At 41.2% G+C, this 22,271-nt stretch carries 17 protein-coding genes and 1 pseudogene; 9 read left to right on the forward strand and 9 right to left on the reverse strand.

Features of this window, described 5'->3' with window-relative positions:
• Positions 1-79: 79 nt before the first annotated feature.
• The 5 genes from Xbud_RS13705 to Xbud_RS20610 all read left to right on the forward strand — a co-directional run bounded on the left by Xbud_RS13705 (position 80) and on the right by Xbud_RS20610 (position 3,910).
• On the forward strand, positions 80-1,630 hold the full coding sequence (locus Xbud_RS13705) for a cobyric acid synthase (RefSeq protein ID WP_099136586.1): 1,551 nt from the start codon (positions 80-82) through the stop codon (positions 1,628-1,630).
• Between the two features lie 59 nt (positions 1,631-1,689).
• Entirely contained in the window at positions 1,690-2,412 is a 723-nt protein-coding gene (locus tag Xbud_RS13710; RefSeq protein WP_099136616.1) for an adenosylcobalamin/alpha-ribazole phosphatase, read from the forward strand.
• Positions 2,413-2,591: 179 nt separating this feature from the next.
• Positions 2,592-3,353 carry a porin family protein gene (locus Xbud_RS20600; RefSeq protein ID WP_244589959.1) on the forward strand — a complete coding sequence of 254 codons (762 nt, stop codon included), beginning with the start codon at positions 2,592-2,594 and terminating at the stop codon, positions 3,351-3,353.
• Positions 3,319-3,672: a hypothetical protein gene (locus tag Xbud_RS20605; protein WP_244589960.1), complete on the forward strand. Its 354-nt coding sequence runs from the start codon at positions 3,319-3,321 to the stop codon at positions 3,670-3,672. Before Xbud_RS20600 ends, Xbud_RS20605 begins: the two co-directional genes overlap by 35 nt.
• Entirely contained in the window at positions 3,563-3,910 is a 348-nt protein-coding gene (locus Xbud_RS20610) for a surface lipoprotein assembly modifier (protein ID WP_244589965.1), read from the forward strand. The genes Xbud_RS20605 and Xbud_RS20610 overlap by 110 nt, the downstream gene beginning before the upstream one ends.
• Before the next feature lie 14 nt (positions 3,911-3,924).
• On the opposite strand, the gene Xbud_RS13725 is transcribed toward Xbud_RS20610, so the two are convergent.
• The 4 genes and pseudogenes from Xbud_RS13725 to Xbud_RS20205 all read right to left on the reverse strand — a co-directional run.
• Complete coding sequence (locus Xbud_RS13725; RefSeq protein ID WP_099136617.1) at positions 3,925-5,577, reverse strand: FGGY-family carbohydrate kinase; 1,653 nt, start codon at positions 5,575-5,577, stop codon at positions 3,925-3,927.
• A gap of 261 nt (positions 5,578-5,838) precedes the next feature.
• The gene (locus tag Xbud_RS13730) at positions 5,839-7,242 is read right to left on the reverse strand and encodes a coniferyl aldehyde dehydrogenase (RefSeq protein ID WP_099136587.1); all 1,404 of its coding nucleotides are present in this window, start codon (positions 7,240-7,242) and stop codon (positions 5,839-5,841) included.
• Entirely contained in the window at positions 7,239-8,018 is a 780-nt protein-coding gene (locus Xbud_RS13735; protein WP_099136588.1) for a lysoplasmalogenase, read from the reverse strand. Before Xbud_RS13735 ends, Xbud_RS13730 begins: the two co-directional genes overlap by 4 nt.
• A 90-nt stretch (positions 8,019-8,108) precedes the next feature.
• Positions 8,109-8,243, reverse strand: a pseudogene (locus tag Xbud_RS20205) (IS5/IS1182 family transposase); the annotation flags it as partial.
• A 279-nt stretch (positions 8,244-8,522) separates the two neighbouring features.
• On the opposite strand from Xbud_RS20205, the gene Xbud_RS13745 reads away from it, so the two are divergent.
• Positions 8,523-9,440, forward strand: coding sequence for a tyrosine-type recombinase/integrase (locus Xbud_RS13745; RefSeq protein ID WP_416778706.1), 918 nt, complete (start codon positions 8,523-8,525; stop codon positions 9,438-9,440).
• 72 nt (positions 9,441-9,512) lie between these two features.
• Here the strand turns inward: Xbud_RS13745 and uspE are convergent, their stop codons facing one another.
• Together uspE and Xbud_RS13755 are read right to left on the reverse strand one after the other, a co-directional pair.
• Positions 9,513-10,454 (reverse strand): universal stress protein UspE, encoded by a 942-nt coding sequence (uspE, locus tag Xbud_RS13750; RefSeq protein WP_099136590.1) that lies wholly within the window; start codon positions 10,452-10,454, stop codon positions 9,513-9,515.
• A 128-nt stretch (positions 10,455-10,582) separates the two neighbouring features.
• Complete coding sequence (locus tag Xbud_RS13755; RefSeq protein ID WP_099136591.1) at positions 10,583-11,338, reverse strand: fumarate/nitrate reduction transcriptional regulator Fnr; 756 nt, start codon at positions 11,336-11,338, stop codon at positions 10,583-10,585.
• A gap of 259 nt (positions 11,339-11,597) precedes the next feature.
• Between Xbud_RS13755 and Xbud_RS13760 the strand changes: the two genes are divergently transcribed.
• The 3 genes from Xbud_RS13760 to tyrP all read left to right on the forward strand — a co-directional run bounded on the left by Xbud_RS13760 (position 11,598) and on the right by tyrP (position 15,980).
• Positions 11,598-12,500, forward strand: a complete 903-nt coding sequence (locus Xbud_RS13760; RefSeq protein ID WP_099136592.1) for a dimethyl sulfoxide reductase anchor subunit family protein — start codon at positions 11,598-11,600, stop codon at positions 12,498-12,500.
• Positions 12,501-12,803: 303 nt separating this feature from the next.
• Positions 12,804-14,753: a pyridoxal phosphate-dependent decarboxylase family protein gene (locus Xbud_RS13765; RefSeq protein ID WP_099136593.1), complete on the forward strand. Its 1,950-nt coding sequence runs from the start codon at positions 12,804-12,806 to the stop codon at positions 14,751-14,753.
• 18 nt (positions 14,754-14,771) lie between these two features.
• The gene (tyrP, locus tag Xbud_RS13770; RefSeq protein WP_099136594.1) at positions 14,772-15,980 is read left to right on the forward strand and encodes a tyrosine transporter TyrP; all 1,209 of its coding nucleotides are present in this window, start codon (positions 14,772-14,774) and stop codon (positions 15,978-15,980) included.
• A 61-nt stretch (positions 15,981-16,041) separates the two neighbouring features.
• Here the strand turns inward: tyrP and Xbud_RS13775 are convergent, their stop codons facing one another.
• From Xbud_RS13775 to Xbud_RS13785, 3 genes are all read right to left on the reverse strand, one after another.
• Complete coding sequence (locus Xbud_RS13775) at positions 16,042-17,262, reverse strand: MFS transporter (RefSeq protein ID WP_099136595.1); 1,221 nt, start codon at positions 17,260-17,262, stop codon at positions 16,042-16,044.
• Positions 17,263-17,395: 133 nt separating this feature from the next.
• Entirely contained in the window at positions 17,396-18,916 is a 1,521-nt protein-coding gene (locus tag Xbud_RS13780; protein WP_099136596.1) for a trypsin-like serine peptidase, read from the reverse strand.
• Positions 18,917-19,096: 180 nt separating this feature from the next.
• Entirely contained in the window at positions 19,097-22,162 is a 3,066-nt protein-coding gene (locus Xbud_RS13785; protein ID WP_099136597.1) for an autotransporter domain-containing protein, read from the reverse strand.
• Between the last annotated feature and the right edge of the window lie 109 nt (positions 22,163-22,271).

The raw sequence follows: 22,271 nt of genomic DNA on the forward strand, positions 1-22,271 counted from the left end.
GACAGAGCAGGAACTTTTTTCTATTATTGCGAAACAAATTATTGCGAAACAAGTCACTTAGCATAAGGGAGAAAATAGAATGACATTATCGCTGATGGTTCAGGGCACGGCGTCGGATGTAGGCAAAAGTGTGCTGGTAGCAGGATTTTGCCGGATATTTTCACAGGATGGTTATCGTTGCACTCCCTTTAAATCTCAGAATATGGCGCTTAATTCCGGGATTACCGCAGATGGCAAAGAGATGGGACGAGCACAGATATTTCAGGCGGAAGCAGCCGGAATTGCGCCGGATGTGCGTATGAATCCTGTATTGCTGAAACCCACTAGCGATCGCAAGGCTCAGGTGATTTTTATGGGGAAAGTCATGTGCAGCATGAACGCGGTGGAATATCACGAGCATAAACCCCAATTGCTTCAGCAGATTTTGATGGCATATAACGGGTTAGCAGCAGAAACGGATATCATAGTATTAGAAGGGGCGGGCAGTCCGGCAGAGATCAATCTGCGTGATCGCGATATCGTCAATATGGGAATGGCCGAATTAGTGGATGCCCCGGTCATTTTGGTGGCGGATATTGATCGTGGCGGAGTATTCGCATCCATCTACGGCACATTAGCTTTACTTAAACCCGAGGAAAAAGCCCGCATCAAGGGTGTCATCATTAATAAATTTCGCGGTGATATATCTTTGTTGCAATCAGGAATTGAGCAGATTGAAGCCTTAACACAAGTACCAATATTGGGAGTATTGCCGTGGCTGGATCTTGATCTGGAAGATGAAGACAGCGTCGCTTTGCAGGTGGGTAAATATGACCAACAGAAGCGAAAAACAGCAGATTGTCTGGATATTGTTGTCATCCAATACCCTCATATTGCTAATTTCACCGATTTCAATGCACTGGCGGCTCAACCGGATGTGCATTTGCGTTATGTCTCCGAGCCTTCTGAACTTCAGGGCGCCGATCTTATTATTCTGCCCGGTAGCAAGAATACGTTAGGAGATTTGGCATGGTTGAAAACTCAGGGCTTTGAGCAGGAAATTATCACAGCCCAGCAGAAAAATGTGCCGATTATCGGGATCTGTGGTGGCTATCAAATGTTGGGTAAGCAGATTGTGGATGGAGTGGAATCCGGCTTAACCCAAATGGCAGGTTTAGGTTTATTGGATACTGAAACAGAATTTAGTAGCGAAAAACAGACCGCACAGGTCAGGGGAGTCGTGTCACCTGTGTTATCAGGTATGCTGAAATTATGCAGCGAACAACCTATTGTGGGCTATGAGATCCATATGGGAACTACCCGGCTTGGTAAGCAGGCAATGCCTTTCGCCAAAATGCATTTACACAATGGTGAAGAAAAAACGTGGTTTGACGGAGCTGTTGCACAAGATGGCTTGGTAATGGGAAGTTACCTGCATGGTTTATTTGATCAAAACACGTTTACCCGCCCGTTATTAAATCAACTGCGGATAAGAAAAGGTTTCGCTCCACTAGAAAATATGGCTTTTAATTACCTCCAGCACAAAGAAAAACAATTTAATATATTGGCTGCCAGTATGCGCGAGCATCTGGATATCGCGCGGATTTACCAGTTAATGTATGGACACAAATCCAGTGAAGTCATGCCATGATGTTGAAAGTAATAAACGTTGACGGCAAAAGACAAAACCAACAAGGAGAGAATAATCAGATGCGATTGTTTCTTGTTCGACATGGGCAGACACAAGCCAATATTGATGGTGTCTTTTGTGGCAAAACCGATTTACCTTTAACTGAAATTGGGATACAGCAGGGACAGCAAGTCGCTGATGCACTGAAAAACATCACTTTTCAATCTATCCACTGTAGTGAAATGCAAAGGGCACAACAAACAGCCCAAATCATTGCGCAATCAAATATATCTAAATTAACCATACAAAGTGACCACTGCCTCAATGAGTTGGATTTTGGCGCATGGGAACTGCGTCATCACACAGATATTGCTAACGAAGAGCCACAGGCTTGGTTACATTGGTTGGCGGATTGGCAAAATGGTTGTCCAACCGGGGGAGAGCCATTCCGGCATTTTTCAGCGCGGGTGGAGAAATACACTGAGGAGCTGCCTGCTGCTATTTCTTGTTCTAATACTGCCCGGAAAAATCAACTAATAGTTGCCCATCAAGGGGTTTTAGGCGTGATGATAACTAAATTACTAAAACTACCTATCACTGCTATGTGGTCTTTTCACTTCCAACAAGGGGCCTACAGTGTCGTCAATAACTATGCGGGATTTGCCACTTTGCAGGCGTTTAATGCTCGGACAGAATGTTGGCCGGATAAACGTAAGACAGTGTCCTGTCTTTGGGCAGCCAGTGACAAATTTCCCGGAAAAGTGCCTGCGGGTAACGAGGACGGTAGCGATCATAACCTTTAGCCAAACCATCAAATTTTTCTTTATGCTGTGTCATATTATCCTCTGTTCCTTCTCTATTGGGTGATGGGTTCAATTGATTAAGAATGTAATTGAGTCGTCCATCCGCGCGGACAGCAATCAACATTTGTTCTGATGGTGGATAGAAATCCTCTAATAATGTTTCAGCGATAATATTACTCGTGTCACTACTGACATCACTCCTTTTTTCAACAGGCTACGCCAATGATATATCAAATGCGATTTCGCCAAAGGGTAACATTTCGTCGATTGTTTTTGGTAAACCGACAAAGATTCATGGGCAAGAATTTAAGATTGAAAACAATCTTAAGGATATCGGTCAAGCGCTGTACCTTGCCATTAATTATCAGCAATGGTCAGATGTAAGACGCTTTTTATCGGTTTACCAAAAATTGCCGGGGCATGATGTTATGTTGGTCAATTTTGCCCAAGGTGGGCTGGCACGTCATGAGGGGAATTTAACTCTCGCAGCTTCCCTCTATCAAAAGATCCTGTATCAAAAACCGAATTTCACCCGTATCAAATTGGAATTAGCCCGTGTCTATTTTGAGGATCACAAAAACCGGGAAGCCAAACAGATAATGGATGAATTAAGTAAACAGCATCAATTACCCGCAACCGTTTTGAAGAACATAGATGATTATATAAAAGCAATAACCCAAAGAAACCGCTGGCGCAGTTCGTTTTCACTCAGTTATATCTATAACAATAATATAAATATGTCTCCAAATATGAAACCGGACTGCCTGCTTGTCTCAAAAGGCGAGTGTAAAATTGAACGGGAGATACCAAAAGCGATTAAGGAATGGGGCAGTGCTTATCATGTTACATTAAGCCGGCGCTACCAGCTTGTTGGTCACCACGGCATTTTTGGTCGCGGAATGATTGATGGTGAGGTCTATCCTCATTACCATAACGGATAACGAAAACACGTTTTTGTTGGTCAGTGGCTACAACTTTAAAAGCAGGAATCATGACTTATCTTTTGCCCCCTTGTGTGAATATCAACAACAAGCCGGGATTACCGAATACCATGCTGTCGCTGCCAAAATAGAATGGCAATGGGCTATCTCTGATCAAACTTTCCTCATCTTATTTCAATCTCTCCCATGCCATCGGCAACGATTTTATTCTGTTTGGCGGCACTGGCTGGAGCTATCGAAACAATCAACAACCAGCAGCTCGTTATCAACAATGGGGGGTTACTGCGGGGATAGCCGGGTCACTTTATTCCGGCATTGATGGCTCGCTGTTTGCTACATTGAAAACGCAACGTTTTGGCGCCTACAGCGCATTACTGGGTGCCAAACGTCAAGATAATGAACAGATCTATACCGCTTCCTTTAAATTTCCTGCCAGCAAAATCTTGGGGATGACACCTTCTGTCACTTTCCGCCACTTGCACAATCGTAGCAATATAAGCTGGCAATACAGTTACGATAAAAACGAAGTACAAATACAGCTAGAAAAATATTTTTAGTCGAAGCTATGGACTTAGCCTTTAAGCTCTCTGGCACACTGCTGGAGGCATTGAAATGATGTAAAACGGATGTTATGGCGTTCGCGATAGATCTCATTTGGCTGGTATGTGCGGTCAATGGCAGAAAAGTGCGCCATTGCCTGTCTGACACTCGCAAAAATGCCACCGGCCACCGACCCCAGAATGGCGGAACCGAGCAGAACAGGTTCACTGGCTTGAGTCGCAACCACCGTTACACCGCAGGTATCTGCAAGTAACTGGCGGACGAAAGGATGCTGACCTGCACCGCCACTGATGACAATATTTTCAATTATTGCCCCTGATTTCGCCTGTGCCTCGATAATTTGTCGTAGCCCGTAACCGATACCGCACACACCGGCGATATAAAGAGAAAGCAGATTATTGAGACTGTTTTCCATACCCAATCCGGCAATGACCGCTCGAGCGTGAGGATCGGCAAAAGGAGCACGGTTCCCCAGAAACTCAGGAACGACATGAATACCTTCTGCCAGTTCGACAGCCTGGGAGGCAGATTGCGTTTTTCTCATAGCCATATCAGCTAAAAAAATCGGCAGAGATATGCCTTTCTCTTTTGCCATTGCTTTGGCTTCCAGTGCGGCAGGGTGCAAAGACAACAGTTGGTCGATTGCCGCTCCCGCTGCGCTTTGCCCGCCTTCATTCAGCCACATACCGGGGATCATCGCAGAGAAGTAGGGGCCCCAGACACCGGGTATAAATATCGGTTCCTGAGTTGTCGTCATCGTGCAGGAAGAGGTGCCGAACACATAAGCCATGTTACGGGTCGCATCACCGTTGACACCAACAGTACCGATACCACCTGCGTGAGCATCAATCATACCAGCGGCGACTGGTGTACCTGCCAGTAAGCCCATCCGTTGTGCGGCGTCTTCTGTCAGCCCCTGACCACAAGGTGTTCCCGGTTCGACAATGCTCTGTCCGATACGGGTAAAGTTTTCATCTGCAAGTTCAGACAGACCGATTTGCCGGAAGTAATCCGCCTCCCAACGTTTTTTGTGCGCAAGATAGGTCCATTTACAGGTCACGGTACAGGTAGAGCGGGAAAGAGATCCGGTGGATTTCCAGGTCAGAAAATCGGCCAGATCAAAGAATTGCCATGTGTCATCAAAGGTTTTGCGGCGATTTTCTTTCAGCCAGAGAATTTTCGGTGTTTCCATTTCGGGGGAAATTTTACCGCCGACATAGTTAAGCACTGAATGACTTAATGCGTTGATGCGTTCTGCCTGTGCTGTCGCCCGGTGATCCATCCAGACAATGATATTGCGGTTCGGATCTTCACTCAGGCTGACAGAAATCGGTTCCATATCTTTACCTAACACAACCAATGAGCAGGTGGCATCAAAACCGATACCGGCAACTTGTTGCGGTGTGCTTTCAGAGCGCGACATCGCCTCTCTGACGCAATAGCAGACCGCATCCCAGATTTCACGACTGGATTGCTCAACAAAATTAGCACTATTTTTACTATCACGATAATTAGCACTATCACGATAAAGTGTTATATCGTGTTTGGCTGATGCCAGCATTTTCCCATTCATATCAAAAATACCGGCACGGGCACTGCCTGTACCGACATCAACACCAATGACGACTTGATCACTGTCCGGTCTGCTTACGTTATTATTCATAGTTCCTATTAATTTTTTTAAATTATATAAAGATCCAAAAACGGCAGTATGTTTTTTCAATGCCTTGAATTTAATAATAATCGTTTCTAAATAGATTGAATTAAATACATCCATAAATGTACTTATTTTGCGAACAATACTTGGGCAGATAATAACATTAGAAAAGTGAGTTAAAATGTTTTTGTATTCTTGCAACCATGAGTGATGAGTGCAGGGAAAATATTATTCTGTAATTACCTGATAACATGTTTTAATGATTTATTATCGTGTGAGAAAGCGGATAATCATATTAACACGCTTACCATAGGGAGGACGTAGCTGATCTGTCAGTGCCAGATTGTATTTGCGCAAAATAGGCATGGCTTTGGAAAAGGTTTTAAAGCCTTCATAGCCGTGATATTGCCCCATACCGCTCGAACCTACGCCACCAAAGGGTAAGCTTGTACATGCAAATTGATACAGCGTGTCATTGATGCAAATGCTACCTGCGACGATGTGCAACAAAGCGGCCTCAATTTGCTTGTTATTTTTACTGAAACAATAAAAGGCCAATGGGCGATCACGGCTTGCAATATAATGGATTGCTTCATCATAAGAGCGGTAGGTTTTAATCGGTATCAGTGGCCCGAAAATTTCTTCCTGCATGATGGCACTGTCGTCATCAGGGTTTAGAACTAGCGTAGGAACGAGAACACGTTGCTTAAGCGCTTGTCTCGGATCAATAAGAGGCATAAGCGGAATGATCTGATGACCACGTATGGTTGCATCTTCAAGCAATTTAATAAGACGTTGATATTGGTTGTTATTGATAATGCTTGTATAGTCTGGAAAGTTGTTTGGTTGGGGATAGCGTTGCGAAATCTGTTCCTTAACCTCTGCAATAAACGACTCAATTACGCTTTCCGGCAATAATACGTAATCGGGTGCTATGCAGGTTTGTCCAGAATTGAAAAGCTTTCCGGTTATAATACGGGCAGCCGCTTTTTTCAGATCGGCATCGGGGGCAATCAGTGCTGGAGACTTGCCGCCAAGTTCCAGCGTAACGGGAGTGAGGTTTTGTGCGGCAGCGGCCATTACTTTTTTACCGATCGCCCTGGAGCCAGTGAAAAACAGGTGATCAAAGGGTAAGGCAGAAAAAGCGGCCGCAAAATCTGCTCCGCCTTGTGCAATACTGACACGGTTTTCAGGAAAAATTTTGCTTAGAAGTTTTTCTAAATAGGCATTGGTATGCGGCGTATGTTCTGAAGGTTTGATAAATACATGATTACCTGCGGCAAGAGCTGCTATTAATGGTGTGAGAGTCAAATTAACCGGATAGTTCCACGGCGCCATGATGCCAACAACTCCAAGCGGTACATAGCGTATTTCAGCCGTTGCCGGCCACAACTGCCATCCAGCCTTGCGTCTTTGTGGTTTTATCCATTTTTTAAGATACCGCAGACAAAGATCAATTTCCTTCAACACAGTTATTGCTTCTGCCAGTATGCTCTCGTGGCTAGAGCGATGGCCGAAATCGTAGGAAACTGCTTCCACCATTTCATTCAGGCTGGCTTTAAAATTTGCTCGTAAGCACAACAGATCATCCCGACGTTGGTATTCATCAGGTCGATTCTGTTCCCATGCTTGGCGCAGTGCGTCAAATTTGGTGTTGATTAATTCTGTCATTGATCACTCCTCCGCACAGAGCTGGCAAAACACCATTGAGCTATATAATAAGTGCCGAGTACCAAGAGCGGACTTAACGGAGTTTCAAAGTAAAAACGTCCATAAGCAAGCATGCTATCGCTGATAGCAAAAAAGATACTTCCAAGAGCGGCAGTATTTGCTGCATGTTGTGCTGGAAGCGTCGGGCTTTTAAATGGATAAATAATTGCTCTATTAACCGCTAACCCAGCCATGAGAGCCAAAATCGTAGCATAGATGGCAACCGGAATTTTCATGCTGTCAGGTAGATTATTCCACAGCCCGATGACTATTAATAATGCGATTACTACAAATATGATAAAGACTGCAAATATAATGAAAACCGTACGAATAATTATAAATTTTAAACTGAAATAGTGGTTTTTAATATCAGGAATATAAATACTGTCGCAACATAGAGCATAAATGTAAGCGCAATGTGTGAGCAGGAAGCAAAATAGTCCGGCCAAAAAATAGTCTTGCGGTAACATCAAAAAAAAATCACCCCCTACGGCAAATGCAAGCCCAAAAGCAATGGCGTTGCGATAATGCATTGAGATAGGTGCGCGGATCAACAGAATCCAAAACACTAATAGTGCTGTAGCGGTGGGCTTAGTCAGATAATGGAGCCAAATCCATGCGGAATTTACAGAAGCACTGAGTGAGGCACCTGCTATGGCGCTAACTGAAAGGAGTGTATAGAGCAATCCGATTTTGTTATGCAAACCATGCCGAGGAGTGCAATTATTTGATGGCATATATCTCGTTCCCCTGTTTCTTCCTTACTTTACAGTAACAGAATTTTTTTGACCTGCAACCAGGGCCTATTGACGTTTTGTATTCATCATTTACTCAACCCATATTGGTAACCAGATAATGACAAACGCCAGTGCCAACGTGCTGGCGTAATTTCGCGCCAATTTATATTATGTTATTGTTATTGAACGAGAATATTTGATTATGGCAAACGCATTTTCGACTATTTTTATTGTCCGTTCACAACAAAATTAAGGTGAATTATTTTTGTCATAATTCCTTTACTTATTAAAATATACATTTGAAAAAGTAAGATTCGAACAATAAGATAGTGTGAGCATAAGTCCCAATTTTTACTTAGCGCGATCAACAGACATTGGAGTCAGGGGGTAGTTATGCGCCATAAAGATGATAAGAACGATAAAAATAAAGGGGAGAAAAACTCACTGATTGTGCTTTCTGGTGAGCAACAAAATTCCAACGGCTATCAAAAGCAGGGAATGGTTATGTCATTGTCTGCATCTGGTCATCAGATATATGACAATCCTGCCATTGCATATCTTGTCAGTCTTGGGTCAAAACGAAGTCGCCAAACTATGCAGTCATTTCTTAATATTGTGGCAAAAATGTTGGGTTACCAAAATGTGCGGGATTGTTTATGGAGTAATCTACGGCGCCATCATATTCAGGCCATTATGGAGATGCTCTCTGATTCAGGCAAAGCACCTGCAACGATTAATACTTATCTTTCTGCATTGAAAGGAGTTGCATTAGAAGCCTGGACAATGAAACAACTTGACACAGATAATTTTCAACATATTAAGCAAGTACGTTCTGTCAGAGGAAATCGCTTACCCAAAGGGCGGGCGCTTGAGCGTTATGAAATTAAGACCTTATTTTATATCTGTGAAAACGATCTCAGTACAAAAGGTTTACGCGATGCAGCCATTATCGGCATTCTGGTAGGTTGCGGTCTGCGCCGTTCAGAAATTGTCTTACTAGATCTGAAACACATCATTTATCGTGAACAAGCATTAAGAGTAATGGGGAAAGGAAACAAAGAACGTTTGTCATATATGCCGGAAGGAACATGGAGACGATTGAATCGTTGGGTTGATGAAGTTCGGGGAGATCATGCCGGGCCATTATTTACTCGTATCCGACGGCATGATGATGTAACAGAAAACCGCCTTTCCGATCAGGCTATTTATCATATATTGGAAACTCGCAGGATTGAAAGCGGAATAGAAAAATTTGCCCCTCACGATCTACGTAGAACCTTTGCCTCAGCTATGTTGGATAATGGCGAAGATATTGTGACTGTTAAAGATGCAATGGGACACTCAAGTATTACGACAACTCAAAAGTATGATCGGCGTGGAGATGAACGCCTGAGAAATGCGGCCAGGAATTTGAATTTTTGATTTAGTAATCATAGTTTGCCCGATATTTGAATAAATCCTATTTCGGGCAAACTCTCGAATCATTATTGATTATTATTCATCCACATCAATCGGACAAACGAAACCATCAGGTTTAATTGCCAGTAGATCGCATTTTAACCGGTCTATAACATATTCTGCAGTATTACCAAGAAATGCAGCAGATAAACCTGTACGTCCAAGAATGCCTAAAACAACCACACCAGCATTAATCTCCTCGCAAATTTCAGGAATGACTTTTTCCGGCAAACCTTCCTGAACATGTGTTTGTTCTTCGCTAATACAAAATTTCTGTCGTAGTTCTTTCATTGCGACTAAATGTTGACCACGTAATGCCCGATTATATACATTGGGATCAAAATCAGGCAGGTCTGTTGCAATGTTTAAAGGAGCAGCGGGGTAGGCACTGACAAGATGGATAAGAGGTTCTTTTACAATTCTGTTAGCAAGTTCTTGTGTTTCACGAACTAATTTCAGGTTGAGTTCATTATGATAGGATTCTTTGTTTGATAAATTCACCGCAACAACGGCTGATCCTTTTTCTGGCCATATCTGGTCTTTTACCATCCAGACAGGACAAGGGCATTTACGCAATAAATGCCAGTCTAGCGGTGTAAAAATTATAGACTCTAATAGAGAATGCTGATGTGCCATCTTCAATAGCAAATCATGCTCTCCAGAAATAACTTCCTGAATGATCGCTTCATAAAAACGATTATGCCAAACTACCTTGATTTCAATATCAATTCCTGATTCAAGGTAGTAATGCGCTTGTTGTTTTATCCAAGCAACCCGTTGACTAATAACACCTTTACGCATAGCTTTTCTTTCTTCGGGAGAAAGTAACGTGGTCATATCATATGAGAGATCATAAATGGGCAAGAAAGCCTTAATCCGGCCACCATTACGTTGCACGATATATACCGCACGTCTTAATGCTGGCTGATCATCCTGATTCGGATCAATTGCAACTAAGAGGTTTTGGTAGTTTGCCATATTAATACCTCGCAGAGGCTGGATGTGCCTTTCGGACAGAAAGATAAACTAATATAGACAACTATAACAGGGTAGGAGAGTACCAGATCAGCAAAATATAGTGATCTGGCTTAAATTTTGAGATAACTTTATATCACATTTAGGTGAGCTTTACCTGCTAGTTCAGTTAATTTCTCTATGTTTTCTACAGTGATATACTTTCCTTTAACACTTAAAATGCCATTTTTCTGAAAACGTCCAAGCAGACGGCTGATAGTTTCAACTGTCAAACCGAGATAATTACCGATATCACCACGTGTCATAGTCAGACGGAATTCACGGGGGGAAAAACCACGTTGTGCAAAACGGCGGGACAAATTATAAACAAATGCCGCCAGCCTTTCTTCTGCATTCTTTTTGGATAATAAGAGGATCATCTCCTGATCACCTTTAATTTCACCACTCATTAAACGCATCATCTGCTGGCGGAGATTTGGCATTTTTCCGGAAAGATCATCTAATGTTTCAAATGGAATTTCGCATACCATTGAAGTTTCCAATGCCTGAGCAAAACTAGGGTGCTCTGTGTTGATTATGGCATCAAATCCGACTAAATCCCCAGCAAGATGGAACCCCGTGATTTGCTCATCACCTTCTTCAGTGATTGTATAGCTTTTGATGGTTCCAGAACGGATAGCATAAAGCGATTTTAATGTGTCACCCGCTTTAAAAAGGGTTTGCCCTTTTTGGATAGGTTTTTTACGCTCAATGATATTATCAAGCTGATCGAGTTCATGTTCGTTTAAGGTGAAAGGAATGCATAGTTGGTTAATGCTGCAATCCTGACAGTGGATTACACAACCACCTGATTGAATCCGCCTAATAATGCGTTTTTCTGGAACCATAGGAAGTGCTCGTTAGAAATGATTGATGTTCGTCAATTTAACATATTTAGGTGGCTCTGATAAGAGCCTGATTTTTTTGTTAATCTATTGACGAAGAAAAAAATGAAATTTTGCTGTGATTAAGGCTTAACTTGCGTAAAATTCTGCACACTCAATATAACACACCAATAAAACTAAAATTATATTAATAATATAATGTTGGGTTGACGGTAGTGTATTGACGATAAAGGTGGGTTTACAGATAAATGGATGGATTAGCATGAGTGAATGGCTGTTAATTGCATTTACAATGATAGTGCAAAGTTCTATTGGCCTAGTACTGATGAGTGCACTTTATGTTTATTGTTTTAATCAGAAAACAAACGCAGGGCAACAATCAACGGCTGTGCCTGTCCGCATAGCCCTAGTAATCAGTAGTATACTGTCTGGCATAGGGTTGCTATCTTCTTTGGATATTATGGAATATCCATTCAGTGTATATCGTTTATTACAATTACATAACATAATACATCAGCGGGAGTGGATAAATATAGAAACAACATTTGCTGCCATCTACTTTGGTACATTGAGTTTATATACACTTTTTGTTTTGGTCACCAAGCGGGGACATGTATATGTTATGGCGGGGATCGGTATTATTGGCTTAACTGATATTCACTATATGGTCAGTATTTATTTGGATAGTACCATGATCACCTGGACAAATATTAACACTTATTTTTTGTTCTATGGCGCAGTATTTACGTTGGGGCCAGCACTGGCTTTGTCATTTATTAGTCAGTCGGGCAGAAAACTGATGCGAGACAAAATTCCTACCAAACTTATTATGTCAGCACTGATTATTGTTTTTATCAGTGTGACAATGCGATTGATTGAACAACCAGCATACATGGGGTGGTTAGTAGAGACAGCATTGGAAAATGAAGGAAAAAACACCATTTTTCCCCATCAACCTGAACTTAATTTCAAAAGTGTATTCGGTTTCAGAATGATAACATGGTGTTTATACATTATTGCTATGGCGATCTGGGCATACACATTATGGAAAGGGCGATACAGAACACGCATCCGTACAGGTTGTCCTATTCTGTCGGGTACAGTCATTATGTTTGTTGCTGAAATTATTAATCAGTATATTTTCTTTATCATGTGCGATATGTAATTATTAATATCATCATAAAACTATATCCTCCGTTTCTTCTGATCTGCACAATAAAAAATGGGCTACCGTCACTGATTTTATGTGCAAAAAACCACAATATATTCATGGTTTTGTGTTTGCAAGCTATCCCCAAAACACTACCTTCTCTTTATCATTTCTTTGTGCCAGCGCACAAATTTAAAGTATTTATTAACTTATTATTAATATTTCAAATCATATGTTTTATATCTGTGTTCATAGCTCGACTTAGTTAATGAATAAATAGCTAATAAAGAATAATGAACAATCGAGGATATTGTGATTATGACTAAGCCACTTAATTCTAACTTAAATGTAGATGCTCTATTTTTAGGTCCAAAGTCAGAAAATGCTGTGTTTTTCAGGGAAATGATGGATTATGCGGTCAGTGAGCATATGCATTGGCGTTCAGGTTTTCATCCTGAAGATTCCGCCCTGGTTACGTCAATTGATCGCTATGAGCATAACTACAGAGAAACATTGTATCGGACAGAAGGAATATTAAATCAGTTATCGGCAAAACTAAAAAACACCTCCATTCCTTTCTTTTCTCCCCGTTATCTTGGACACATTAATGCTGACACTTTGATGGTTTCTAATCTCGCTTATGTCATGGCGATGATGTATAACCCGAATAACTGTTCTTATGAAGCATCACCAACTACAACAGATCTTGAGCTTGAATCCGGGTTAGATCTCTGCCAAATGTTTGGCTATGACTCACAACAAGCCTGGGGACACATCACCTCAGGAGGAACAGTGGCTAACTATGAGGGTCTTTGGGTTGCCAGAAACTTAAAAACACTATCTTTAGCTATCTCCCAACATCCCGAAACCAAAAATCTGCTCAGTCACAAGTCTCAAAAACAATTAATGAATATTCCAACAACAGAAGTCATTGATTTAATTAGTGAGTTAAAAAAGCAGGGCGTATTTAATGAAATACGCGATATGACATGTCGTGGCATAGGCGTTAAACCGGAAATTTTAGGTAAACTACTAGTACCACAGTCTAAGCATTACTCTTGGATAAAAGCAGCCGATATTTTTGGTATTGGACAAGAAAATATTATTCCATTGCCTGTTAATGAACATTACCAGACTGATGTTGCCAAGATGCGTGAAATTACGTTTTCTCTTATTGAGAAAGGAGAAGCTATTTTGGCAATGATTGCTGTGGTAGGTACAACGGAAGTAGGAGCAATTGATCGCATTGATGAAGTAATAAAGTTGAGACAGGAATGTGAAGAACGTTATGGGGCATCGTTCTACATCCATGTTGATGCAGCCTATGCAGGTTATGCCTGCTCTTTGCTGCTGAATGAGCAGGGAAAATTTATGGAATATGATGAATTAGTTAAGCATCATCACGAACTCGGTCTGATCCCTGAAAATATTAACTGGCCTAAACCGGGAGTCTATCAGAGTTTCAAGGCACTGAAACACGTCGATTCGATTACTGTTGACCCCCATAAGATGGGGTTCATTCAATATTCGGCAGGTGCTATCTGTATGAAGAATAAACAAATTCTTGATTTGATTTCTTCCCATGCTGCTTATGTCTTTGAAGATAGTGATGTTCACAGCGATTCACCAACCAGTAATCGAGGAATATTGGGTGCCTCTATTATGGAAGGCTCAAAAGCAGGAGCAACAGCCGCAGCTTTGTGGGCAGCTCATAGATTATTACCTCTGAACATTAATGGGTATGGCAAAGTGATCGCTGCCGGGATCGTCACTGCCAATCGATTATTGGATAAAATAACCAATGTGCAACCAATAAAGGTTGGGAAATATCAATTTGAAATGCATATCATGCCAACACCTGACTTTCATATGATTAATTTTTCTTTCAAGGAAGTCGGAAATACCAGCCTTCTGAACCACAACATTCTCAACAAACGGATCTATGAACTATGTTCATATTCCAACGGACGTGCTTATACCAACGATCTTCTCACATCATCAACAATACTGGATTACAAAGAGTATGGTGATACCCCTAGGTATTACGCTGAACAATGTGGTTTTAGTTATAGTGAATGGAAAGAAGTGCATCATATATATGTATTGCGGGCAGCCGTAATGACACATTGCCTGCGCAATAAAGAACACTTTGAAGAATATTGGGAGCAACTAAAATCTATTTTTGTTAAAAAACTGACTCAAATTGTTGATGAAAAAGAAAAACAATTACATCAAAGATTAGATTTTGATACTTCATTTCTTAGTTGATACTAAAGGGATATAGGTATGAAAAATCGTACCCTGGGAAGTATTTTTATTGTCGCTGGGACAACGATCGGAGCAGGTATGCTGGCAATGCCACTGGCTGCATCTGGTATCGGTTTCAGTGTTAGTTTTGTTATGCTGGTTGGAATATGGATTTTGATGAGTTATACCGCATTATTGCTGGTTGAAGCTTATCAGTATGAATCATTCGATACCGGTTTGGGAACACTAGCTTATCGTTATCTTGGGAAATATGGAAAAATCATTGCTGGTTTCAGTATGATGTTTCTGTTGTACGCCCTAACTGCGGCTTATATCAGTGGGGCAGGTGATTTGCTTACTGCCAACATTAATAAATGGTTAGGTGCTTCATTTCATGGTGCTGTTGGAGTACTTTTATTCACCTTAATTGGTGGTGGGATTGTCTGTATTGGCACTAGCTCTGTCGATTTTATAAACAGGATATTGTTTAGCGCCAAAATTATCTTTCTGGTATTGATGCTTGGTTTGATGCTTCCACACATTCAGCATGTAAATTTATTATCCATGCCTATTGAGCAAGGTCTTATTTTATCTGCTGTTCCTGTTGTTTTCACTTCATTTGGCTTTCATGGCAGCGTACCGAGCATTGTACGATATATGAAAGGTGATATTCGCAAATTACGATGGATATTTATTATCGGTAGTGCAATTCCTCTGATGGCTTATATCCTTTGGCAGTTAGCTACATTAGGAAGCCTTGATTCAACAACATTATTGGGAATTCTAGCTGAAAAATCCGGATTAGATGGATTGATCCTCTCGATTCGTGATGTAGTTACATCGCCAAAAACAGAATTTTCAGTGCAAATATTCGCTAATCTGGCATTGGCAACTTCTTTTTTGGGCGTCACGCTCGGGTTATTTGATTTTCTGGCAGATCTTTTCAAACGTCAGGATAATGTAGCAGGGCGCTTACAAACCGGATTGCTGACATTTGCACCTCCATTAGTGTTTGCTCTGTTTTATCCAAAGGGATTCGTCATGGCGTTGGGATATGCTGCTATTGCGTTATCAATCCTTGCTCTGTTATTACCTAGTATTTTGATTTTTAAGGTTCGCCAAAAAAATATATGCCAATATCGGGTCTTCGGCGGAACGCCTGCATTGGTTTTGGTATTCCTTTGTGGGATCGCAGTAATTTCTATTCAAATAGGTATTGTGACCGGAATGTTACCTGAAGTTGGATAAGTTCATTAACTCCTTATCATTGTCAAAAGGCTTTGGAATTAACCAAAGCCTTTTATTACGTTTATTGGTTTCGATTTAGTGACGCTGTCACTAAAAAATCTCTCAATATCAGCCCAATAGCTATTATCAAGCAGCTTCCCAGTATTATCATCGCGGTTGCGATACCGTGCTGGGTTAGTTGCATAGTCGCAATGGGGAGTAAAAATAGAATCGCCAGATTATTCAAGCTTTCAGATACTGCCAATATTTGGCCTTTGTTCCGTTTTGCTCGATTTGCCAAAATAGAAGTGCTGACAGGAGCTGCAAGACCAAGTGCACATCCCCATAACATCAGGCAACTAAGGCTAAAGAACAAGGACAATGGCAATAGCATAAATGCAGAACTGGCCGCGAAAAGTGTTATTACTGCCAACAGTAGCATGCATTCTTCCCGGATCCGTAAACGCTTCACAAAATATACAGACAGATTCCCCAAACCAAGCCCGATGCCAAATGCAGAAACAGAGATACCAACTGCGTCTGTTTCTAAATCATAATGTCGTCTTAATACTTCTCCGGTCAATATAAAAGCAGATACTGCCGTACCATTCCAAAACCCTTTTGCGATAAGAGGACAGATTAAATTCTCCTGGTATATCCATTGAAATGTGATTTCTGTTTTTCCTATTCGATGATTTTGGAAGGAGTTCCTTTTCAGGTTTAAAGGCAATTTTCGGCTTAAAACATTTCTGCTTAAAATAAAAAGCAAAATACATCCGATCGCACTCATCAAAAATGGTATCCGCCAGTTAAAAATTTCTGTTAATACTCCTGCGAAGACAGGGCCGACCGCAATACCCGCAGTCATGCCAAGCATAACTATTCCCATTGCTGAGGTTTGTTTATGGAGAGGGAAAATATCTGCAACCAGTGCAAAAATAGTTGGGATCAGAGCAGCCGAAGCAATACCTCCGAAAATACGCAATCCGATAGCAATTTCTAAATTGGGGGTTATAGTCAATGCCAACCCATCAAGTGAAAGAAACAGCAAAGATGCCAGTAACAATTTATATCGACTTATTCGATCTGATAACCAACCAAAAATCGGTGCTGAAAGTGCGTAAGCGAGGGCATAACTGGATACCAACCAGGCCGCTTTATCTGTTGTTGTTTCAAATGCTTCGGCCAATGGTTTGAGCATGGGAGATAGCATAAACTCTGTTGCACCGATGAAAAATACAGCAAATGAGAATATCGGTAAAATTAGCGGTGAAACTATAGGCAAAATAATACGTGATGGCATATTCAAGCCTCCTCTGATAGAAAATAGGATTGGATAGAAATAGACAAAATGGCTTGTATTAAGGAGAGAGAAAGGTTCTGAGTTTGAAAAAGGAGATTCACTGCCAGCGATTACTGGCAGTGGGGTTGTTTATTTATTTAGCAGCAGTTGCTTCAATATCAAGTACACTAATTAGGCTATCATTTTTTGCCATATCTTGACCATATGCACATACACGCCATGGAGCTTCAGATTTCGCCAGAGCTATAGGTCTCCAGGCAAAGCCGTAACCTGATTTATCATCACAGTTAGTTGTTGCTTTAGGGCCATATTTCACTTGAACACCCATGAGTTCATATTGTTGAGCTTTAACAGTTACATACCAGTTGTCACTCCCATGGTCATTTTTATGGATAATTGGTTTGATTGATGGTGGAACATTATCAATTTCTCGCAACATCACTGAGGCATCTTTTGTTTTTTGCCATTGACCATTGTTATTCTGATGGATAACACAGAGTTTATAAATGCCGTCTTTTTCAGGCAGTAACATGTTTTTCAATAGATTCTTGCTGGCTGAAACTGGAGCGCTATATCCTGCTTCATTTGTACAATCCACTTCGCTGATCAACCCTGTTTTATAGCGGATATTTTTGACATTAGCACCTTCTTTGATAATGACATCCCATTTTGCTTTCTCTCCGTCAACAACACTTTGAGTAATCCAAGGTGACCACAGCAGACTTCTTTCTAAAATGTCACCGCTATTATTTTCCAGTTTAGATAGATCCAGTTTGTTGTCCTTAGTTATTGCATTAGCAATGGTATCTACAGGAATGAAATAGCTGGCTCCTTCTTCTGAAACACCTTTATTGTTTTCGACAGTACAAGGTCTGCCGAGTCCACAACCGGTCATACCCGGTGTTGTGGTTGTATTAAGAACACCAATAACCTCTGTTTTACCTTTTTCAAAAACAGGGGAGCCAGATGTTCCGCCAACTACACCAGCACAGTTAACAGAGAAGACCGGAGACCAAATCCATGGCGCAGAACTTTCATACAATAATGGTGATTTTCCGGTAATATCACATTCAGACTTTCTAAGGTAAGCAAAATTGTAATCAACATTATTAACAGGAATATGAGTCAACACGATAGGCTGATGTTTCATCTTCAGGTTTTTCTTCAGCTTCAAAGGATGATAGCCTTTCTTAGCCAGATCACCATAAGTGGCCTTCAATTGTAAGACAGCGATATCTTGGTGTTTCATCGTTGAATACAGAATACGGTCAATTTTTATTGGTGAAAAGTTGTCTTTTTTGTCGATGAAATAATCCGGAGTATATTGCCAATAATCCATTTCTACTGGCCGATCAACGCTCACTTCATTTGTTCCTACATTGCTATTAACACAGTGTCCTGCTGTTAGTATCAAGGCCGGAGTCTCTGGGTTTGGTTCATTTTCACCAGCAATCAGGGTCGCAGTGCAGTTTGCTCCTCCCACAAATTTACCGACAGTTCTGAATTTATTAGCACCAGGATCGGTTGATTTCATTAATGGAGCACCATTATTATTAGATTCAGCAAAATCAATAGATGTATTATTTAAAGCTAAAGCATTTGAACTTGCTGTGATAGAAAACAAACTAACTAACAGAGCATTACGATAAGTCATAATTTTCCTCCTTTAGGTTATGTAGATGACTCGATAGTTATTATCCGACTCATAATGCATAAGCTCTATTTAACTATCTTGTGTTGCCGTGGATACAAAACCATCAAATGAAGAAGAAAAGAAAAACTCACTGCCAGCTATTGCCAGCAATGAGTTTGTTTTTTATAGGGTTTTAATTGATCAGAATTTCCAGTTGGCATTGAAGAATACACCGTTATCTTTGTGATTGCCTGATAAGACACCGTTATATCCCAGAGATAATTTAGCATTTTCATTAATGCTCAATGCTGTACCCGCTTTGATGACAGCGGCGTCACGCGCTGCTGAGACACTGTTGATAGTAAATGCTGCATTGCTATTGCTGAAACTTAATTTACTACCACGATCAACATTGCCAAATTGATGTTGCCAACCCAATTCACCATAAATACCGACAGTAATTTGATTTTGCGTCTGCCATTTTTGGTCAACGCGTAAACCTAATGTAGAGAGAGTGGCATTTTTCGATTGTTTTTCGCCAGTTAATGCCGCAGCACCACCTTTCTCATTAATACCACCATTGCGGAAATTAACGTGAGACAAGTTGGCGAATGGTTCCAGATTCAACCAAGGAGCATTAACACTATAAGCTGCTTCAGTAAATATCTGCCCGGTTTGTGCGCCATATTTGGCTTTCAGATTGTCGGACTGACTGCCAAAAGCAACCGAACGTTCTGTATCAAAACGATGCCAGCTATAGGCCATACCAGTGCGTAATGCCAGAGCATTCAACTGCTTGCTAGCATATAATGCCAGATGGAAATTGTTGCTGTCGGCTGAAGTATTATAGCCACCCCGCAGAGAAGAGCGGGTATAACCAGTAGCCATACCGATACGCCAGTCATTCGTCAACTCTTTGTCTGCGCCCAGTAACACACCATAATTAGACATACGATAACCGTTGACTTCACTGGTATTATCGGCGCGTTGCCAGTTGCTGGTGATTTGCGCCCAAACACCATTTTTATCTGCTTTGATATCCTGATTAGTGGCTCCGCCATCTGCCTGACGTAAGCGTGTATTCAACGTATCGCGCAGATAACGGCTGCTATTGACTTGTGCAGCAGCGATATCAGCATGGATCTGTCCAGAAGACAATTGTTGGAATGCCTGGCGAGCCTGAGCAGGCGTATCAGACATTAAGATACTCTCATAAACCGGATGACCCAGATTCAGCTTATCAGCAGCATTGGCTATCGCACGTTCATTAGCGGTTTTACCCATACTGGCGAATGTAGTGGAATTACGTTTTATATCTAACATCACGCTATTAGGTTGGTAGTTAAGATGAGTACCAACGAACAAATAGTTAGGTGCAACGGTAGTAAATTGACCATTGATACCACGGTTTGCCTGTAAAATATTGTATTGCTGACCAAGCAGGCTACGAACCTCATGTTTTGAGAGTAAGTTGCTGTTGTTTTCTAACGTGACCTGTACAGCTCCACCTTTCAATACCGCTGAACCGTTGCTGGAAATACGATCACTGCGTCCTTGGGTATTTGGTGCAACTTCAACCAGATAACGTGAACCTTCCTGGAAAGTAACATTACGATCAACATTCAGTATTCCGATTGAATTTAAATTGCCTGGTGCAATATTGGCACTGGTATTGACCATAAGTGAGCCAACAGTACCACTTCCACTCAGTATTGCATCATTTTGCACAGTGACATCAGAAATTATAGAGCCACTAATTTGCAACTGGCCTTGTTCTACCCAAGTTGGCCCTTTATAAGTGCTATTTTTACCAGCAAGTTCAAGTATTCCTTTACCGGTTTTAGTCAATCCACCATGACCTGCGATATCATTACTCCAATAGTCATAGGCACACTCAATGCTATCGCATACCCGTTCTACAGTAGTACCTTTTTCCACTATTCCCCCAATTCCGGGGATATTTGCGACAAACTGAGTTTCCGTATATGAGCCGGGAATATAGAATTCAGTGGGAATATCTTTCTCAGTGATAAACATTTTAGGACCATCAATAGCATCTTTCAGGTTCAGCATTCCCCAGCCATAGAGCCGGTCAATACCTTTTTCCCCCAGATCAGTAGCAGTTGTTTTGAGAACATCAGAGATTTGCCCCGCTGTCATATAAGGAAAACGCTGCATCAAGACAGCCGCAGCTCCAACTACATGCGGGGATGCCATAGATGTGCCAGTGTAAGCCTCATAAATAGGATTAATCCCCAGTTCACCCTTACTTAAAGCATCTTCGTCTATTTTTCCATCATTTTTCGAGACAAAATCACCTGTGCTACTGTAAATTCTAGTTCCTGGTGCGGACAAGCAGTAGCTAGCGGTATATCCGCAACTGGTTGATGAAACATTAATTCGATTGTCTCTGGTCAGGTTGGCTACGCTAAGGTAATTCTTTAATACATCAGGGAAGAAAAACGGCATCCCTGCATGTAACCAAGTGACGTTATAGTTGTTGGCATTTCCCGCAGCAAAAACAACCAATTTATCATGACGTGCTGCACGTAATAAGGAAGCTGATCTGATTGTTCCAAATATTGGATAGAAATCTTCCTCTGGGATTGGAGACTTACTTAACTTATCCAACATTTCTTTAATCGGGGTGGCATATTTAATGACATCGTCTAGTGTGACTTTATCATATTTTACTGTTCCATTTGGAAATCTTATAGGGTTACCATTGCTATCAGTAGTATAGCTAGGGCGAACACCCCAACTATTATTGATAACCCGAACATTACTCTGAATCATGGCTTCTGTACGATTGAACTCATTTTGCAAATATTTTGCTGTAATTAAGCCCGAATCAAATGCCACTCCGTGCATCCCTTTGCCGTCTCTGTTTGCGGCAATAATTCCTGACACATGGTTACCGTGAGCACCGAAGATGATCGTTCCATTTTTCTTTTCATCATAGTTCCAAGTATCTTCAGGACTTAATATCTTAAGTTTTCCTGTAAACTCAGAATGCTGAGTAACAGCCTCATCCAGCACACCAACATTAATCCCTTTCCCAGTATAACCACGTGCATAGGCATAATGCGCGCCAATTGCGGTTAATCCCCATTGACGCTTGAATTCCTCTGATAGCCAACTTTCAGGAGAGTTTTTCTGCCCCTGTTCTTGATATCCAGTATCGGCTATTGAAGCATTAATAGGTAATAGTCCACAAAATAATGTTACCCACAAAAATATAGGTTTTACAGTATTGTTTTTTTTCATAAGAATAGGTCCATTTTTTTACATAATGAAATCTTCCGATTCGCTATCCAATAAATAACTTTTCAGAAAATACTTATATTTAATAGGTCATTTGAGTTCATATAACTGG

Origin of the sequence: Xenorhabdus budapestensis (genome assembly GCF_002632465.1) — a bacterium.
GTDB classification, from domain to species: Bacteria; Pseudomonadota; Gammaproteobacteria; order Enterobacterales; family Enterobacteriaceae; genus Xenorhabdus; species Xenorhabdus budapestensis.

Coding starts and splice junctions, on each gene's coding strand:
- Xbud_RS13765 (WP_099136593.1), top strand. CDS start 12,804: ATGACTAAGCCACTTAATTCTAACTTAAATGTAGATGCTCTATTTTTA.
- Xbud_RS13755 (WP_099136591.1), bottom strand. CDS start 11,338: ATGGTTCCAGAAAAACGCATTATTAGGCGGATTCAATCAGGTGGTTGT.
- Xbud_RS20605 (WP_244589960.1), top strand. CDS start 3,319: ATGGTGAGGTCTATCCTCATTACCATAACGGATAACGAAAACACGTTT.
- Xbud_RS13745 (WP_416778706.1), top strand. CDS start 8,523: ATGTCATTGTCTGCATCTGGTCATCAGATATATGACAATCCTGCCATT.
- Xbud_RS13705 (WP_099136586.1), top strand. CDS start 80: ATGACATTATCGCTGATGGTTCAGGGCACGGCGTCGGATGTAGGCAAA.
- Xbud_RS13780 (WP_099136596.1), bottom strand. CDS start 18,916: ATGACTTATCGTAATGCTCTGTTAGTTAGTTTGTTTTCTATCACAGCA.
- Xbud_RS13785 (WP_099136597.1), bottom strand. CDS start 22,162: ATGAAAAAAAACAATACTGTAAAACCTATATTTTTGTGGGTAACATTA.
- Xbud_RS13730 (WP_099136587.1), bottom strand. CDS start 7,242: ATGACAGAATTAATCAACACCAAATTTGACGCACTGCGCCAAGCATGG.
- tyrP (WP_099136594.1), top strand. CDS start 14,772: ATGAAAAATCGTACCCTGGGAAGTATTTTTATTGTCGCTGGGACAACG.
- Xbud_RS13725 (WP_099136617.1), bottom strand. CDS start 5,577: ATGAATAATAACGTAAGCAGACCGGACAGTGATCAAGTCGTCATTGGT.
- Xbud_RS13735 (WP_099136588.1), bottom strand. CDS start 8,018: ATGCCATCAAATAATTGCACTCCTCGGCATGGTTTGCATAACAAAATC.
- uspE (WP_099136590.1), bottom strand. CDS start 10,454: ATGGCAAACTACCAAAACCTCTTAGTTGCAATTGATCCGAATCAGGAT.
- Xbud_RS13710 (WP_099136616.1), top strand. CDS start 1,690: ATGCGATTGTTTCTTGTTCGACATGGGCAGACACAAGCCAATATTGAT.
- Xbud_RS13775 (WP_099136595.1), bottom strand. CDS start 17,262: ATGCCATCACGTATTATTTTGCCTATAGTTTCACCGCTAATTTTACCG.
- Xbud_RS13760 (WP_099136592.1), top strand. CDS start 11,598: ATGAGTGAATGGCTGTTAATTGCATTTACAATGATAGTGCAAAGTTCT.